We start from the raw sequence: 15,798 nt of genomic DNA, 5'->3' as shown, positions 1-15,798 counted from the left end.
TTACCATCCGCTTTCGGCGCCGGTCGCGGTGCGCGGTAAGTCCCCGACCGCGGCCTTCCCGGCCTGGTCCCGGATGTCGTCGAGCAGCCGCGCCTGGTGCAGCGCCGCGTCGTCGGTGCGCGCGGTGGCCGCCGCGCGGGCGAACGCCGCCACCGCGGCGGCCACCTGGTCGTCGGCCGCCAGCTCGATCTCCTCGGTGCCGGAGCGCCGGGTCAACCGGATCACCGGGCGGTGGTCGGCGGCCGGGGTGAACGCGGGCTCGACCGTCAGCCGCCCGTCGGCCCCCCACAGCTGGTAGGCCGACCGGTAGCCGTGGTCGAGCCCGAAGGTGACCTGCGCGGTGACGCCTTCGGGCGTGGACAGCAGCGCCGCTCCCGCCGTGTCGACCTCGAACCCGGGCGCGGAGGTCAGCGTGGCCCCGACGACCCGCAGGTCCGTCCCGAGCAGGTGCATGGCCGCGCGCACCGGGTACACGCCGGTGTCCAGGAGCGCGCCGCCGCCGAGCTCCGGCCGGAAGCGGATGTCGCCCGGTGGGAGCCGGGGGATGGTGAAGGCCGCGGTGAGCGCCCTCGGCTCGCCGATCGCGCCCTCCGCCACCAGGTCGCGCACCGCCGCGTGCTGGGAGTGGTGGACGAACATGACGTTCTCCACCAGCGCCAGCCCCCGCGCGCGGGCGAGCGCCAACAGCCGGGCGGTCCGGCCGGCGTCGGTGGTCAGCGGCTTCTCCGAGAGCACGTGCTTGCCCGCGAGCAGCGCCGCCTCGACCCAGTCCGCGTGCAGCGCGGCGGGCAGCGGCACGTAGACCGCGTCGACGTCCGCGGCGGCGAGGACCTCCCGGTAGTCCCCAACGGCGCGGGCGCCGTACTCGCCCGCCACCGCCGCCGCCCGCGCCGAACTGCGGCTGGCCACCACCGACAGCTCGGTGAGGGCGGACGCGGCGAACGCGGGCAGCATCCGCCGCACCGCGATGTCGGCGCAGCCCAGGACGCCGATCCGCAGTGGCGCCATCAGAGTTCGGCCGCCCGCGAGTTGATGACCGCCAGCAGCGTGCGCGCCTGCACGTTGACGTAGTGGCCGTGGCGCACCAGCGAGTTGAGCTGGCCGGGGGTGACCCAGCGGTAGCCGGGCGGCAGGTCGGCGGGCACGTCCTTCTCGTCGACCTCGATGATGGCGTAGCGGCTCTCGGCGTTGAGGAACCGGCCGCCCTCCTCGGAGTGCACCGCCTCGTAGCGGATGCGCGAGGCGGGCGCGGTGCTCACCAGGTCGAGGAACGGCGGCCGCTGCTTGCCCTTGAGGTGCGCGTAGTACTCCGGGGTGAACTGCGCGGTCGGTCCCAGCTCGATGGTGTCGAGGAAGCCCGCCTCGACCCGCGCGTGCACCAGCAGGTGCGGCACGCCGTGGAACCTCCTGGTCAAGAACGCCGCGACGCTGCGCGCACGTGGCTCGAACAAGGGCTGGGTCCAGCCCGAGACCTCCCGGTTGCCCGCCTCCACGGACACCGCCACCACCCGGAAGTACTTGCCGTCCACGTGGTCGATCGAGTTCGGGGAGTGGACCCAGTCGCGGACCTCGGCCAGCGGGATCCGCCGCACCTGGACCTCGCGGCGGGACCGTTCCGCGGTGAACCACGACAGCAGCTCGGTGTCGGAGTGGATCGCGCTCGGCTCGTCGTTCGCGACCGGGGCGCACGCCAGCACGGTGCGCGCGTCCATGTTGACGATGTTGTCCTGGCGCAGCAGCTCGCCGATCTGGCCGAGGGTGAGCCAGCAGAAGTCGTCGTCGAGGGGCACGTCGTCGTGCGCCTCCACGATCATGTTCCGGTTGGCCTTGCTGAGGAACCAGGACCCGTGCTCGGACTGCAGCACGTCGGTCAGGATCCGGCCGCGGCCCGGGTCGGTGAAGTACTCGAGGTACTTCACGTCGGCGCCCTTGTGGACCTTCGTGTAGTTGCTGCGGGTGGCCTGGACGGTCGGCGAGAGCTGCAGCAGGTTCGGGTTCCCCGGCTCCATCTTGGCCTGCATGAGGAAGTGCAGGACCCCGCCGAACTCCTTGACGAGGATGCCGAGGATGCCGACCTCCTGCTGCAGGATGATCGGCTGCTGCCACTCGGGGAACGGGCCGTCCCCCACCGTGACGTGCAGCCCCTCGACGGTGAAGAACCGGCCGCTCTGGTGCACCAGGTTGCCGGAGTCGGGGTCGAACGACCAGCCGACCAGCCCGTCGAACGGGATCCGGTCCACCTGGAACCGGTGCTGGCGGCCACGCTGGGCGAGCCACTCGTAGAAGCGCATGGTCCGCATCCAGGCGCCCGCGGACGCCACCGACGCCGAGTGCGCGAAGCGGCGGGGCAGTTCGGCGTCGTCGCGGGGCTGGAGTTCGGCCGGCGAGGTCATGTCGTTGCCCTTTCTCTAGCGTTGCCGGGCCACGAAGAGACCGCGACCCAGCTGCACGTCGGGGACGTACTCGGCGGTGCAGCCCGCGGCGGCGAAGGCCGCGTCGTACTGCTCGCGAGTCCACAGCCCGAACACGTGCGTCTCGGTGAAGTGGCGGATGGCGTCCGCGTCGGCCACCACCCAGTGGCTCTCGATGTGGGTCGCGCCGTCCTGGGCCCGGCTGCGCGAGACCCGCGAGATCGTGCGGCCCGCGCCGCGGATGATGTCGGCGGCGATGTGCCCGTCGAGGAAGTTCTCCGGGAAGTACCAGGGCTCCACGACCAGCACCCCGCCGGGCGCGAGGTGCGAGGCCATGTTCTTGAGCGCGATGCCCATCGCGTCGGCGGACGGCAGGTAGGCGACGGCCGCGGACAGCGAGATGATCGCGTCGTAGGTCCGGCCGAGGTCGAGGGCGGTCATGTCGCCGATGTGGACGGCGACGTCGGGGAGCTTCGCCCTGGCCACCGCCACCATCGGCTCGGCCAGGTCGACGCCCTCGACGTGGGTGAAGTGCTTCGCCAGCGTCACGAGGTGCTCGCCGGTGCCGCAGCCCACGTCGAGCAGGCTCGCCGCGCCGGGAGCCCGGTCCCGGACCAGGGTGGTGACCAGCTCCGCCTCGCTGGCGAAGTCCTGCCCGCGCTCGCTGTACACCAGGTCGTAGACGGCGGCGAGGTCGGTGCCGAACATGGGGAGCTCCCTAAGCTACTCGGGTCCAGTTGGATCGCTTCGCGACGGAGTTCACCAGCGCGGTGGCCACGGTCTCGGCCTCGTCGTCCGTGATCGCCTGGTGCAGCGGCAGCAGCAGGGTCGAGGCGGAGGCGACATCGGTGCCGGGCAGCTCCCCGCTCCCGCCGTAGATGGGCACCTTGTGCAGCGGCTCGTACCGGAAGCTGGTGTAGATCCCCTGCTCCAGCAGGTCCGCGGCGACCTGGTCGCGGATGGCCGGGTCGATCTGCACCCAGTAGAAGCAGTACGAGCTGCCGTGCCCGGCGGGCGCCGGCGGGGGGATGCGGATGCCCTCGACCCCGGCGAGCAGCTCGTCGTAGCGCGCGGACACCTGCCTGCGCCGCTCGATGAACCCGGGCAGCTTGCGCAGCTGGACGCTGCCGATCGCGGCGGTGACGTCGTTGCCGATCAGCCTGCGGCCGACGTCCTGGATGTCCAGGCCCCACCAGTGGCTCGGCGACTTCGAGGCGGTGGTGAACGCGCTGCGGTCCACGAGGCCGTGGTAGGCGAGGCGGTGCGCCCGCGCGTGCAGCTCGGGGTCGCGCACGAAGATCATGCCGCCGTCGCCGGTGGAGATGATCTTCCGGGAGTCGAAGCTCCAGATCGCGATGTCGCCGAAGGTGCCGCACATCTTGCCGTCCACGTGGGACGAGATGGAGCCGACGGTGTCCTCGATGAGCACCACGCCGCGCTCCTGGCACAGCTGCGCGATCGCGGCGATGTCGCCGGGGAAGCCGCCGTAGTGCAGCACCATCACGGCCTTGGTCCGCGGCGTCAGCGCCCGCTCGACGTCCTCGACCGACGGGTTGAGCGTGTGCGGGTCGACGTCGCAGAACACCGGGCGCGCGCCGGAGGACAGGATGGCGTTGCCGTTGGCCACGAAGGAGATCGCGGGCACCACCACGTCGTCGGCCGGGCCGAGGCCGAGCAGCTCGGTGGCCAGGAAGAGGCCGGAGGTGGCGGAGTTGATGAAGATCAGCTGGTCGGAGGACACTCCCAGGTGTGCGGCGAACTCGGCTTCGAACGCCCTGGTGCGGGGCCCGTATCCCAGCCAGTTGGTGGCGAAGACCTCGCGGACGGCCTCGGCCTCCTCGTCGCCGAGACTCGGCTGAAACACGTTGATCATGGACAGCTCCAACCACCGAAGATGCGGGACGGCAGCCAGTTTGGTCTTTGTGCGGCGATCGAACATCTTCTGCGTTGCGGTAATTTCACCCGCACGTACCACGCCCGCGATTCCGCCGATTCCGCATTTCCGGACAAGACACGGCCGGTCGCACCGACTAGGAATAGCGGCGGACGGACCGGCCCGAAGGAGGAGGCACGACGTGCCGATCGTTGGCGGAACACGACCCTGGCGCTTTGCGGCGCTGCTGTCGGCGCTGTTCGTGGTAGTGGGCGGGATGAGCGCGCCCGCCTCGGCGCAGCAGGACCCGGTGCGCGTGCTGGTCTTCCACCAGACGGGCCACCCCGACCTCCGGCACGCCTCGATCGAATACGGTATAGCCGCAATTCGTGAAATGGGCGCCCAGCACGGATTCACGGTTGACGAAACCCGCGAGTCCGCCGTCTTCACCGACGAGGGGCTGGCCGCGTACGACGCCGTGGTGTGGCTCAACGTGATCGCGCCCAGCTTCACCGACGCGCAGCGCGCGGCCTTCGAGCGGTACATCACCGGTGGCGGCGGCTACGTCGGCGTGCACGGGCCGGCGGGCATGGAGTCCAACTGGCCCTGGTACTACAACGAGCTGGTCGGCACGTTCTACCACTCGCACCCGTACCCGCCGCGGTTCCCCGAGACCCAGCGCGCCACCATCCGGGTGGAGGACCGGGACCACCCGTCGACGGCGCACCTGCCCGCCGAGTGGGAGTTCACCGAGGAGTGGTGGAACTTCTACGGCAGCGTCCGGCAGGACGCGCACGTGCTCGCCTCGCTCGACGAGTCCACCTACCAGCCGGGTCCCGGCGCGATGGGCGACCACCCCGTCACCTGGTGCCGCGAGCCCGCGGGCGGGCGGGCCTGGTACACCAACCTCGGCCACAGCATCGAGACCTACGCCGACCCCGCGTTCCGCGCGCACCTGCTCGGCGGCATCCAGTACGCCAACGGGCAGGAGCCGGGTGACTGCGGCGGCAGGGCCACGCGGCCCGCGCGGGACTTCGCCCGGACGACGCTCGCCGGGGGTTCCGGGTCGACGTCCCTGGCCGTGCTGCCGGACCGCGGCGTGCTGCACGCCGCGCCGGACGGGCAGGTGTGGTTGACCGGCGCCGACGGGACCACGAACCGCGCCGCCGCGTTCCGCGGCCACCTGCACGGCATCGCCGTCGACCCGGCGTCACCCCGCTGGGTCTACGTCTACCTCGACGACCACGTCTCCCGCTTCCCGCTGCGCGGCCACGTGCTCGACCGCCGCGGCGAGCAGCGCGTCATCGACGCGCCCGGCGGTGGTGACCTGGGGTTCGACCGGGACGGCAACCTGCTGGTGTCCACCGGTGACGACACCGACACCACCGGGTCGGCCGGGTACGCGCCCCTCGACGAGCGGCCGGGACACGCGACGCGCGACGCCCGGCGCACGGCCGGGAGCACCGACAGCCTGAGCGGCAAGCTGCTGCGGGTCACCGTCGGCCGCGACGGCGGCTACACCGTCCCGGCGGGCAACCTGTTCCCGCCGGGCACGCCGAAGACGCGGCCGGAGATCTACGCCATGGGGCTGCGCGCCCCCGTGCGGTTCTCCGTCGACCGGCCGACCGGCTCGGTCCTGGTGGCCGACCACGGACCGGCCGCGGGCGCGCCCGACCCGGCGCGCGGCCCGGCGGGGCAGGCCGAGCTGACCAGGCTCACCGCGCCCGGCAACCTCGGCTGGCCGTACTGCGCCGGGGCCAACCAGCCCTACGCCGTGGCCGGGACGCCGTTCGACTGCGCCGCTCCGCGCAACACGAGTCCGCACAACACCGGGCTGGTCGACCTGCCGCCCGCGGTCCCCGCGTCGCCGGCCTACGACGGGGAGTCGGTGCCGGAGCTGACGACCGGCGGGTCGACGCCGCCGTTCGGCAACGGCGGCGAGGCGCCGATGAGCGGACCGACCTACCGGTCCGGCTCGACCTCCGAGACGGCGTTCCCACCCGAGTACGACGGTTCGGCGTTCGTGCTGGACCGCGACCGCGGTTGGGTGAAGGAACTCCGCCCGGACGGTGAGATCCGCCCGTTCCAGCGGTTCGCCGGCCCGACGGACGCGGAGTTCGGCCCGGACGGCTCGCTGTACGTGCTGGACGGCGCCGGCCTGCACCGCGTGGACTACGCGAAGGGCAGGCGGGCGCCCGAGGTGGAGGTGACCACGCGGCCGGGAGCCGACCCGCGCGAGGTGGTCCTCCACCCGGCGGGCACCCACGACCCGGACGGCGACGCGCTGCGCTACGAGTGGGACGTCGACGGCGACGGCCGGGTGGACTCGACGCGGGCGGGCGAGCTCCGGCACCGGTACGCCAGGCCGGGCGAGTACCGCGTGACGCTGAAGGTCACCGACACCACGGGCCGCTCGACCGTCGAGCGGACGACCGCGGTCGCGGGCAACACGCGCCCGGCGGTGACGTTGACCTCCCCGGGCGACGGCGTGATCGCCGCACCGGGCGAGACCGTGCCGTTCAGCGTCGCGGTGTCCGACGACCGCCCGGTCGACTGCGCCAGGGTCCGCGTCGAGTACACCGTCGACGGGCGCGTCGCGGCGCGGGGTTCCGGCTGCGAGGGATCGGTGACCCTCCCCCGCGGCGGCGGCACCCTCACGGCCGTCTACACCGACACCGGGACCCCGCGGCTCACGGGCTCGGCGAGCCACGTGGTGCACGCCCTGGAGTGGGAGGCGGAGTCGGTCGCGGAGGCCTTCGGCCCGAGGGTCACGCCGCTGCCGGCCGGAGGTGGCGCGAGGGTGGGCGACCTGGAGCAGGACGACTGGCTGAAGCTCGACCGCGTGGACCTGACCGGCGTCACGGGTGTCTCGTTCCGGGTGTCCGCCACCGCGCCCGGCGCCACGATCACCGTCCAGTACCACGAGGTGGGCGGCGCGGCGCTGGGCACGGTGGAGGTGCCGTCGACCGGCGACCTGGACACCTACGTGGACGTGGCGCTGCCCGCGTTCACGCCCCCGCCCGGCACGGAACCGCTGTACTTCGTGGTGGGAGGCCCGCCCGGCGTGCTGACCGTGGACAAGGTGACCTTCACGAAGGGCTGATGACGACCGCGAACGGGGCGGTGCCTGCTCGCGGCACCGCCCCGTTCGCGGTGTCGTGTCCCGCCCGGGACTCACCCGGTCGGGGCGAGGACTTCGTCGATCTCCCTGGCGGTCAGGGTCGCGCCGCGGGACAGCGCCGCGGCGAGCGCGTCGGGGTCGAGGGCCTCTTCGAGCCGGGCGGACACCCGGTCGTAGTCGCCCCGTTCGGCGGACGGGAGCGGGGCGCCGACCGATTCCCGGGCCGCGGTCGCCGCGCCCAGCAGGAGCGCACCGGCCTCGGCCCGCCCGGCGAGCGTCACGGCGCCCGCCATGCCCTCCAGCGCCAGCGCCACCGCGCGGGGGTCGCCCGACTTCCGCGCGATCCCCAGGCCCGTCAGGTGGTGGGCCGCCGCCTCGGCCGGGTCGCCGCGGAGTTCGGCGACGAACCCCAGCTCGGCCACCACCAGCGCGTGCCCGACCCCCTCGGCGAAGTCCGAGCCCCGGCTCCACTCCAGCAGGCGGCACAGCCGGACCTCGGCGCCGTCGAGGTCGCCCTCGCGGCGCGCGCCCAGCGCCAGGCCGAGTTCCGCGCTCACCTCGGCGGTCTTCGCGTTCTGCTCGGCCGCCATCCGCAGCGCCCGCCCGTGCGACTCCCGCGCGGTCGCGAAGTCGCCGGTCAGCAGCGCCACCCGGCCGAGGCCGTTGAGCCGGTCGACGACCTCCGGCCACAGCCCGAGCTGCTCGGCCGCGCGCAGCCCCTCCTGGTGCAGCCGCGCCGCGCGCGCGTAGTCGCCGCCGATCTCGGCGAGCGCGGCCAGCGCCGCGGACGCCCTCGACTGCCCCCACCGGTCCCCCACCTCGGCGAACAGCGCCGCGCTCCGCCTGCCGTCGCGGTCGAGCGTGGCCAGGTCGCCGCGGGCGAGCGCCTGGCCGGCCCGGGTGCTCAGCGCCGCGGCCGTGCCCCAGCGGTCGCCCGCCGCCTCGAACTCGGCGAGCGCGCGGTTGACCAGGTCCCCCTCCGCGGCGACGTCCCCGGTGCGCGACACCGCGTAGTCGAGGAACCAGAACGCCCTGGCCCGGCCCTCGGAGATCCGCTCGAACAGCTCCACGACCCGGGCGATCCGCGCCGTCCGGTCGGTGCTGTCGCCCTGCAGGATCGCGATCCCGGTGCGCCACGCCAGCGCCGCCGCCACCAGCGGAGGGGCCCCGCCGGAGCCCGCCGCGGCGTCGAGGGACCGGCGTGCCTCGGCGAACCGACCACGCAGGCACCAGTACCAGGCCAACGCGGTCGCCAGCCGCAGCGCCGTGTCCCGGTCGCCGTCGCGGACGGCCCCGTCGAACGCCGCGCGCAGGTTCGCCGATTCCCGGTCCAGCCGCTCCAGCCAGCGCCGCTGGTCGCCCGCGCGCAGGTGCGGCTCCGCCCGTTCGGCCAGCCCCAAGTAGTACTCGCGGTGCCTCAGGCGCACCGCGTCCGCCTCGCCCGGCTCCCCCGGCTGGTCCAGGCAGTACGCGGCGACCGACTCCAGCAGCCGGTACCGCGGGCCGCGCGCCTCGACCGGCACCACCAGAGACCGGTCCACCAGCCGCGTCAGGAGGTCGAGGACGTCGGCCGCGGTCACCTCGCCGCCCGCGCACACGGCCTCGGCGGCTTCGAGCGTCGCGCTCTCACCGTGGCGGGCGAGCCTGCGCAGGACCGCGCGCTCGGGACCCGAGAGCAGGTCCCAGCTCCAGTCGATCATCGCCCGCAGGGTCCGCTGCCGGGGAGCGGCGCCCCGGTAGCCGGTGGCGAGCAGCCGGAACCGGTCGTCGAGCCGCTCCACCAGGCCGGACACGCCGAGCGCCCGCACCCGGTTGGCCGCCAGTTCCAGCGCGAGGGGGATGCCGTCGAGCCGACGGCACAGCACGGCGACGTCCCCGGCGTTGTCGTCGTCGAGCCGGAACCCGGGCGAGGCCGCCGCCGCCCGCGCGACGAACAGCTCGACGGCGCCCGCGCGGTCGAGCGGCGCCACGTCCCACCGGACCTCGCCCGCGAGGCCGAGCGGCTCCTGGCTGGTCGCCAGGACCCGCAGCCGGGGCGCGGCTCGCAGCAACCGGTCCACCAGCTCGGCGGCGGGCTCGACGACGTGCTCGCAGTTGTCCAGCACGAGCAGCAGTTCCCTGCCCCGCAACGCGTCCGCCAGCCGCGCGACCGGGTCCAACGGCTGCCCGACCGCCGCGTCGTCGCGCAGCCCCAGCGCCGCGGTCACCGCCTCCACCAGCGGTTCGGGCGTGGCGGCGGTCAGCGGCGCCAGCTCCACGAGCCACACGCCGTCCGGGTACGCCGCGGTGAGCCGGGCCGCCGTCTCCACCGCGAGGCGGGTCTTGCCGACCCCGCCGGGGCCGGTGAGCGTGACCAGCCGCGCCGCGCCGAGGGCCGACCGCACCCCGTCCAGGTCGTCGTCCCGGCCGACCAGGTCGCTCAGCTGGGCGGGCAGGTTGCCGCGCGGCGCGGGCGCCGCCGCGTCCAGCGCGGGATCCCGGGTGAGGACGGCTTGGTGCAGCGCCGTCAGCCCGGCGCTGGGATCGAGGCCCAGCTCGTCGGCCAGCCGTTCGCGCAGCTCGCCGTAGCTGGCCAGCGCCGCGCTCTGCCTGCCCGCGCCGTAGAGGGCTCGCACGTGCGCCGCGCGCAGGCGCTCGCGCAGCGGGTACCGGGCGACCAGGTCTTCCAGCTCGGCCACCAGCCCGGTGTGCTCGCCCAGCTCCAGCCGCGCCTCGACCCACAGCTCCACCGCCGTCAGGCGGTCCTCCTCCAGCCGCGCGGTGACCGGCCGGGCGAACGGCTCGTCGGCGAAGTCCGCCAGCGCCGGGCCGCGCCACAGCTGGAGCGCCTCGGCCAGCAGGGCCGCCCTGGTCGCCGGGTCGGCCGCGGCGGCACGCGCGGTGAGGGCGTGGAACCGGCCGACGTCGGTGCACCCCGGCGGCACGTCGAGCAGGTAGCCCGGCGGCCGGGAGACGACCAGGGCGCGGGCGCCTGGCTCGGCGTCGGCGAGCGCTTTGCGCAGCTGGGAGACCTTGACCTGCAACGCCGACTGCGGGTTGCCCGGCAGCGCCTCGCCCCACAGGTCGTCGATGAGGCGCGCGGTCGGGATCAGCTCGCCGCGGTGCGCGACGAGGTCGGCCAGCAGTGCGCGCACCTTCACGCCGGGCACCGCTACCGGCGCGCCCGCATCCGTCCAGACGGCCAGTGGACCGAGCACGTCGAACCGCACGTGAGCACGATAACGCTTCGCACGCCGGGAGATGCGGCGCGATCCGCCGGGGAAACAGGATGGGGTTGCCGAAACCACCGATCCGAGTCGGAGGAATTTGCCGCGATGAGCCACGAGCACGTCGGCGCGACGACATTACGAGGCCTCCCGGCGACACCGCTCGACCCGAAAAAGGGAGCGGGCGATCGGGTGCGGGAGTTCACCGCCGTGGGCGACGAGATGTCCCCCGTGACGCCGGCCGATTTCGCGGGCGCCGACCTCGACGGGACGGCGGTGCCGACAGCTTCTGTCAACCTGCCGTTCACCCGGGTGTGGTGGCGCGGGGCGGCCGGAATCGACGCGGCGGATTCGGTGGCGCACGTCGCCGTCGGCGGCCACCCGGATCACCGCGCCGAGGCAGCGGCCGCGCGTGTCGCCGCCGCTAATCGTCTGCGGCGTTCCGCATAAGGGCCCGCGCATGCGCATCCTTTTCACGAGCGTGGGTTTGTCCGGGCACTTCTTCACCCTCGTGCCGCTCGCCTGGGCGTGCCGGGCGGCGGGTCACGAGGTGCTGGTCGCGACCGCCGAGCACTTCGTGCCGGTGGTCTTGCGCGCCGGTCTGCCGGCGGTGCCGTGCGGTCCGCCCGCGGACTTCGTGGCTTTGGGCGCCGCCGACGCGGTGTCCGACACCCACGCCCGGCGGCGGTCGGCCCACGGCCGGGTGTTCGCCCGGATCGCGGAGAGCGGCCTGGACGGCACGGCGGAGCTGGTGCGCTCCTGGCGGCCGGACGTCGTGGTGAGCGAGCGCGCCGAAGCCGCCGGCCCGGTCGCCGCCGCGGCCCACGGGGTGCCCCTGGTCGAACTGCGCTGGGGAGTGGCCGAGCTGACCGAGTACCGCGAGGCCGCGGCGGCGCGGCTCGGCCCGCTCCCCGAGCCCGACCTGGTGCTCGACCCGTGGCCGCCGAGCCTGCGGTTGGAGCACGCACGCGGGCACAGCAGCCTGCGCCACGTGTCGTACAACGGCGACGCGCGCGTGCCGGACTGGGCGCTGCGCCCGCGCTCGCGCCCTCGCGTCTGCCTGACCCTGGGTACCGTGGTGCCGCGCCTGGGTGCGGCGGGTGTGCCGGATTTGGTGGCCGGGACCCTGGAACGATTGGCGGGCCACGGTTTCGAGCTCGTCGTCGCGGTGGCCGACGACGTCGCCGCGACCTGGTCGTCCCTTCCGGACGCCGTCCTCCACGCAGGCCACATCCCCTTGGCCCAAGCCGCAGCCGCCTGCGACGCCGTCATCCACCACGGCGGCCAGGGCACGTCGCTGACCGCCCTGGAGGCGGGCTGTCCCCAACTGGTCCTACCGCAGTTCGACGACCAGTTGGACAACGCCGACGCGGTGGTCCGCGCGGGTGCGGGCATGAGCCTGTCCGCCGACCTCACCCCCGCCGCGATCGCCGACACCTGCGCCGAACTCCTCGCGACCCGCGCCTACCGGACGGCGGCGGAGGCGGTGGCCGCGGAGATCGGCGAGCAACCCAGCCCGGCCCGCGTGGTGGCCGACCTGGCGGCGCTGGTCGCCGGCGCGCCCCGCCCGAGGCGGTCCGACTCCGGCTTCCTGATCGGCACCGGCCGGCATTTCGAGGCTTGATCAGTTCCGATCGGATGGTTGGTGGTCGCGCGGGTTGAATGATGTCCAGTCTGGTCAGGATCCCGCAGACGTGGACGCTGGGGGTTGCGGTCACCCGCTCAGGTCCGCGGTGGGGGCAGGTGTGGTGGGGTCAGGTGGGGTGGGGGTCAGACGGGGCGGGCGGAGCGGCAGCTGGTGGCTTGGCAGCCCCAGGTCGTGGTGGTTCCGACGGTCACGAGGGCGGCGTGGGCGAGGAAGCGGTCGCGTTTCGCGCGTTCGTCCAAGTTCGCGCAGTCGCACGGGGATTCGGGGTCGGTCGGTTCGTCGTGCGCCAAGCCCATGTAGCCCGGTGGGATGCCGAGGCCGTTGGCGATGTCGGTCAGGGTGTCGTAGGACTCGACCTTGGCGCCGGAGAGGATCCGGTCGACGTCGTGGTCCGGTTGGCCGGTCAGCGCGGCGATCCGGTCGCGCGGCACGCCGTGGTGCGTCAGGAGCCGGTAGACGGTGGTGATGTCGCGCAACGCCAACGCCTCCCGCATGTCGTGCTGCTCCCACACGTCGGGCAGGTCGGGGCGCGGGTGGACGGTGGGGCGCACCGCGCGTTCGGCCACGGCGGGGCCGGGTGCGGTGGCGGCGGTCCACCCGACCCACGCCCACTCCGGTTCGGCCGGCTTCGCCACGGCTCGCGGGTCGGCGGCGGACAGGGCCACGCCGCGCACGGCGTTGCGGAAGCGGTACGGGACGGCCGCCGACGCGGGGATGCCGCACGTGGAACCGGCCAGGATCGCGGCGACCGACTCGCTCGGCGGGCCGCCTCGCCAGTACAGCTCCAGGACGTCGCCTACGACGACGCCGTCCAGCCAGGCGGCGCCGCGCCACAGCGGCAGCCGGCGGAGCACGCCGCTCATCAGGTCGGCGGGCACGTCGGGTGGTGGTTGGGACTCGCGGGGGTCGAGGTGGTCGGTCAGGGCCAGGTCGACCGGCAGACCCGTGGCGACGGCCCGACGCCAGCGCTCCCGCGTCACGCCGAGGAGGCGCACTTCGCCGTCCGGTGAACGCAGGTCGAGGTGGTTGCGCCGCGGGTGCGCGCGCAGGCCGGGCACGCCGCGGACCCGGTCGCCGGCGACGACCGGGAGGGCCTCGGTCAGGAGTTGGTCCAGCGCGGCGTCGTGGACCCGCAGGCCGAGCACCTTCGCGTCCGGCCGCACGCGGCTCACCAGGGCCGTCGGCCGCAGGGAGTCGCCACGCCGGCGCATGCCCGCCATCGCGCGGTTGGCCGCCGCCAGGAGCGACGCCTCGAACCGGCGTTGGCCCGGCAGGCAGGCGCTGGGCACGAGGGAGTCGGGCTGGGCGCCGCCGCGTTGCCTGCGCACCATGTTCGGTGTCTCGCCGGTGCACCAGTAGCGCTTGGCCAGGGAGCTTGTGGACACGAGGAACCTCCGCGGACGCCACCCGGTCGACGCCACGGGCTCGACCACGCGTGAACACGCGACTGCTCGAACACGCAGACGCGCGAACGCACTGGCGTCGAACCCCGGGGAAGAGGCGGACACGCGGGACACGTTCTCGTGGGAACGCGCTCTGGAGGCACCCACTCCATCCGGGTCAGGAGGAGCCTCGGTGGCAGCCGCACCTGCCAGGTCACAAAACTACAACAGCGGTGATGGCCGGTGGGGCTCGATCACTCGAAGGTGCGAACTCGTCGGGTTCGAGTTGTGGGGGCGTCGGGGTGGCGGGGGGTGTCGTCGTGTCGGGGTGTCGTGTGGGGGTGTCGTTGTGTGTCGGGTGTCAGAGCTTGCGGCCCACGGCGGCGAGGCCGGCGAAGCGCTCCGGGTGCTCGCCGACGTCTTCCGGCGAGGCCGGACGCCACAGCGGGAGGTGCACGACGCCCGGCTCGACCAGCTCGTAGCCCTCGAACAACGCCTCGACCTCGGGCTTGGAGCGCATGGTCATCGGAGTGGCGGTGCGCCGTCGGTACAGGTCGGTGTGGTCGTCGGCCTGGGTGTCCTGGCCGTCGTGCGTGGCGTGCGAGATGACCAGGTAGCTGCCCGGCGGCACGGCGTCCCGGTAGGCGGAGATGATCTTCGCCGGGTCGTCCTGGACGAAGTGCAGCACCGCGACCATCATCACCGCGATCGGCTGGTCGAAGTCGAGCGTGCGGGCGACCACCGGGTCGGCGAGCACCTCGTCCGGGTGGCGGAGGTCTTCCTGGACGACGGTGGTCCGCGGGTCGTCGCCGAGGATCGTGCGGCTGTAGGTCACGGCGATCGGGTCGTTGTCGACGTAGACCACGCGTGCGGTGGGGTCGGCGTCGCGGGCGACCTCGTGGACGTTGCCCACGGTCGGGATGCCGGAGCCGAGGTCGAGGAACTGGGTCACGCCCGTGCTCACGCAGAACTGGACGGCGCGGCGCAGGAACGCCCGGTTGGCCTGCATGATCAGCGGCAGTTCCGGCCACATCGAGATCGCCTGCTCGGCCATCTCGCGGTCGACGGCGAAGTTGTGCGCGCCGCCGAGGTAGTAGTCGTACACCCGGGCCGCGCTCGGCCTGGTCAGGTCGATGTCCGGTCGTTCACCCACGGATTGCTCCTTCCCCCGGCCGGCAGCTTAGGCGGCGGTGGGTGTGGGCGGTCGAGTGGTGTGGGTCGGGTGGTGGGTGTGCCTTCGAGACTAGGCCGATCGCGTGCTACCTGCGGATACCCCGTTCGCGGGCCCCGGATTGTCGGACCCCCTCGGTAGAATCGAACACGAGTTCGAGCGCGTGCGAGGGGAGCTTGTCGTGGAGCCGATCAGCGTCACCGCCCTGTCCTTCACCGAGTACGTCATGAGCGGTCAGCGTGGCCGGATCAGCATCGTGTCCGAGCAGCGGCGCATCTACCTGTCGTCCGAGCAGTGGGTGGCCGGGTTCTACAACCCGATGCGGGACGCCATGAGGCGGGCGGCCAACTCGCCCGACCCGGCCGCGGAGTTGGACAAGGCGGTCGAGGCGGCGCACCGACAGCCTCGGGCCGGGCAGCCTCGGGCGTACGAGGAGCTGCGGGAGGGGTTCCTGCCGTGGTTGCGGTCGACCAGGGCGACCGGTGTGCCCACGTCGGCGGCCAAGTGGCGGACGGGTGACCTGGCGTTGCGGGTCCGGCCGCACTTGGGGTTGCGGATGCCGGACGGGTCGCGAGCCGCGGTGTTGGTGTACGTCAAGGAGACGCCGATGACGCAGGAGGCGGCCAACATCGGGTTGCGGATCCTGCAGCAGGCGATGCCCGACACGTTGCCGGGCGCGACGCCGGAGGTCGTGCCGTTGGTGTTGGACGCGCGGCGGGGGCGGGCGTTCCGGATGTCCCGGCGGACGAACCTGGCCAAGTTGGACGCGTTGATCGCGGCGGAGGCGGCTGGGTACGTGGTGCATTGGAGGATGAGCGCTTAGCGGCTAGCGGCTAGCGGCTAGCGGCTTGGGTGGGGTGGGGCCGGTTGGCTGGGTTGTGTGGGTTGGGTTTGGGCGGGGCGGTGGTGGTCTCGTTCGGCTCGATTTGACATGGGGCCCTTACGGGCACCCCAGGCAGGCCAAAGCCGGGCAGGCCTGGCGGGAA

11 protein-coding genes are annotated in these 15,798 nt (G+C 73.7%); 4 read left to right on the top strand and 7 right to left on the bottom strand.

Going from position 1 to position 15,798, the window contains the following annotated elements:
- The 4 genes from AB0I91_RS37015 to AB0I91_RS37000 are packed head-to-tail and all read right to left on the bottom strand — an operon-like array spanning position 1 to position 4,284.
- Entirely contained in the window at positions 1–1,008 is a 1,008-nt protein-coding gene (locus AB0I91_RS37015) for a Gfo/Idh/MocA family protein (protein ID WP_499641029.1), read from the bottom strand.
- Positions 1,008–2,393, bottom strand: a complete 1,386-nt coding sequence (locus AB0I91_RS37010; RefSeq protein ID WP_498783598.1) for an NDP-hexose 2,3-dehydratase family protein — start codon at positions 2,391–2,393, stop codon at positions 1,008–1,010. The genes AB0I91_RS37015 and AB0I91_RS37010 overlap by 1 nt, the downstream gene beginning before the upstream one ends.
- Positions 2,394–2,408: 15 nt before the next feature.
- Positions 2,409–3,119 (bottom strand): class I SAM-dependent methyltransferase, encoded by a 711-nt coding sequence (locus AB0I91_RS37005; protein WP_499618730.1) that lies wholly within the window; start codon positions 3,117–3,119, stop codon positions 2,409–2,411.
- A 10-nt stretch (positions 3,120–3,129) separates the two neighbouring features.
- Entirely contained in the window at positions 3,130–4,284 is a 1,155-nt protein-coding gene (locus AB0I91_RS37000) for a DegT/DnrJ/EryC1/StrS family aminotransferase (RefSeq protein ID WP_499618728.1), read from the bottom strand.
- A gap of 202 nt (positions 4,285–4,486) precedes the next feature.
- On the opposite strand from AB0I91_RS37000, the gene AB0I91_RS36995 reads away from it, so the two are divergent.
- Entirely contained in the window at positions 4,487–7,387 is a 2,901-nt protein-coding gene (locus tag AB0I91_RS36995; protein WP_499641027.1) for a ThuA domain-containing protein, read from the top strand.
- A gap of 71 nt (positions 7,388–7,458) precedes the next feature.
- Here AB0I91_RS36995 and AB0I91_RS36990 read toward each other — a convergent pair whose 3' ends face one another.
- Positions 7,459–10,614, bottom strand: coding sequence for an AfsR/SARP family transcriptional regulator (locus AB0I91_RS36990; protein WP_499641025.1), 3,156 nt, complete (start codon positions 10,612–10,614; stop codon positions 7,459–7,461).
- Between the two features lie 105 nt (positions 10,615–10,719).
- Here AB0I91_RS36990 and AB0I91_RS36985 point away from each other — a divergent pair, with 105 nt between their 5' ends.
- Both AB0I91_RS36985 and AB0I91_RS36980 read left to right on the top strand, forming a co-directional pair.
- Positions 10,720–11,061: a thioredoxin domain-containing protein gene (locus tag AB0I91_RS36985; protein WP_499641024.1), complete on the top strand. Its 342-nt coding sequence runs from the start codon at positions 10,720–10,722 to the stop codon at positions 11,059–11,061.
- A 10-nt stretch (positions 11,062–11,071) separates the two neighbouring features.
- Positions 11,072–12,235: a nucleotide disphospho-sugar-binding domain-containing protein gene (locus tag AB0I91_RS36980; protein ID WP_499641022.1), complete on the top strand. Its 1,164-nt coding sequence runs from the start codon at positions 11,072–11,074 to the stop codon at positions 12,233–12,235.
- 146 nt (positions 12,236–12,381) lie between these two features.
- Here the strand turns inward: AB0I91_RS36980 and AB0I91_RS36975 are convergent, their stop codons facing one another.
- Both AB0I91_RS36975 and AB0I91_RS36970 read right to left on the bottom strand, forming a co-directional pair.
- Positions 12,382–13,644 (bottom strand): hypothetical protein, encoded by a 1,263-nt coding sequence (locus AB0I91_RS36975; protein WP_499641020.1) that lies wholly within the window; start codon positions 13,642–13,644, stop codon positions 12,382–12,384.
- Positions 13,645–14,002: 358 nt separating this feature from the next.
- Positions 14,003–14,794 (bottom strand): SAM-dependent methyltransferase, encoded by a 792-nt coding sequence (locus AB0I91_RS36970; protein ID WP_498783614.1) that lies wholly within the window; start codon positions 14,792–14,794, stop codon positions 14,003–14,005.
- Between the two features lie 199 nt (positions 14,795–14,993).
- On the opposite strand from AB0I91_RS36970, the gene AB0I91_RS36965 reads away from it, so the two are divergent.
- On the top strand, positions 14,994–15,635 hold the full coding sequence (locus AB0I91_RS36965) for a hypothetical protein (RefSeq protein ID WP_498783616.1): 642 nt from the start codon (positions 14,994–14,996) through the stop codon (positions 15,633–15,635).
- Positions 15,636–15,798: the final 163 nt, after the last annotated feature.

The organism is Actinosynnema sp. NPDC049800, from assembly GCF_040656635.1.
Lineage (GTDB): Bacteria > Actinomycetota > Actinomycetes > Mycobacteriales > Pseudonocardiaceae > Actinosynnema.
This window is presented reverse-complemented; position numbering and strand designations above follow the sequence as displayed.

Excerpts from the sequence above, each read along its gene's own strand:
- AB0I91_RS37005 (WP_499618730.1), bottom strand. The coding sequence starts at position 3,119 with ATGTTCGGCACCGACCTCGCCGCCGTCTACGACCTGGTGTACAGCGAG.
- AB0I91_RS37000 (WP_499618728.1), bottom strand. The coding sequence starts at position 4,284 with ATGATCAACGTGTTTCAGCCGAGTCTCGGCGACGAGGAGGCCGAGGCC.
- AB0I91_RS37015 (WP_499641029.1), bottom strand. The coding sequence starts at position 1,008 with ATGGCGCCACTGCGGATCGGCGTCCTGGGCTGCGCCGACATCGCGGTG.
- AB0I91_RS37010 (WP_498783598.1), bottom strand. The coding sequence starts at position 2,393 with ATGACCTCGCCGGCCGAACTCCAGCCCCGCGACGACGCCGAACTGCCC.
- AB0I91_RS36980 (WP_499641022.1), top strand. The coding sequence starts at position 11,072 with ATGCGCATCCTTTTCACGAGCGTGGGTTTGTCCGGGCACTTCTTCACC.
- AB0I91_RS36985 (WP_499641024.1), top strand. The coding sequence starts at position 10,720 with ATGAGCCACGAGCACGTCGGCGCGACGACATTACGAGGCCTCCCGGCG.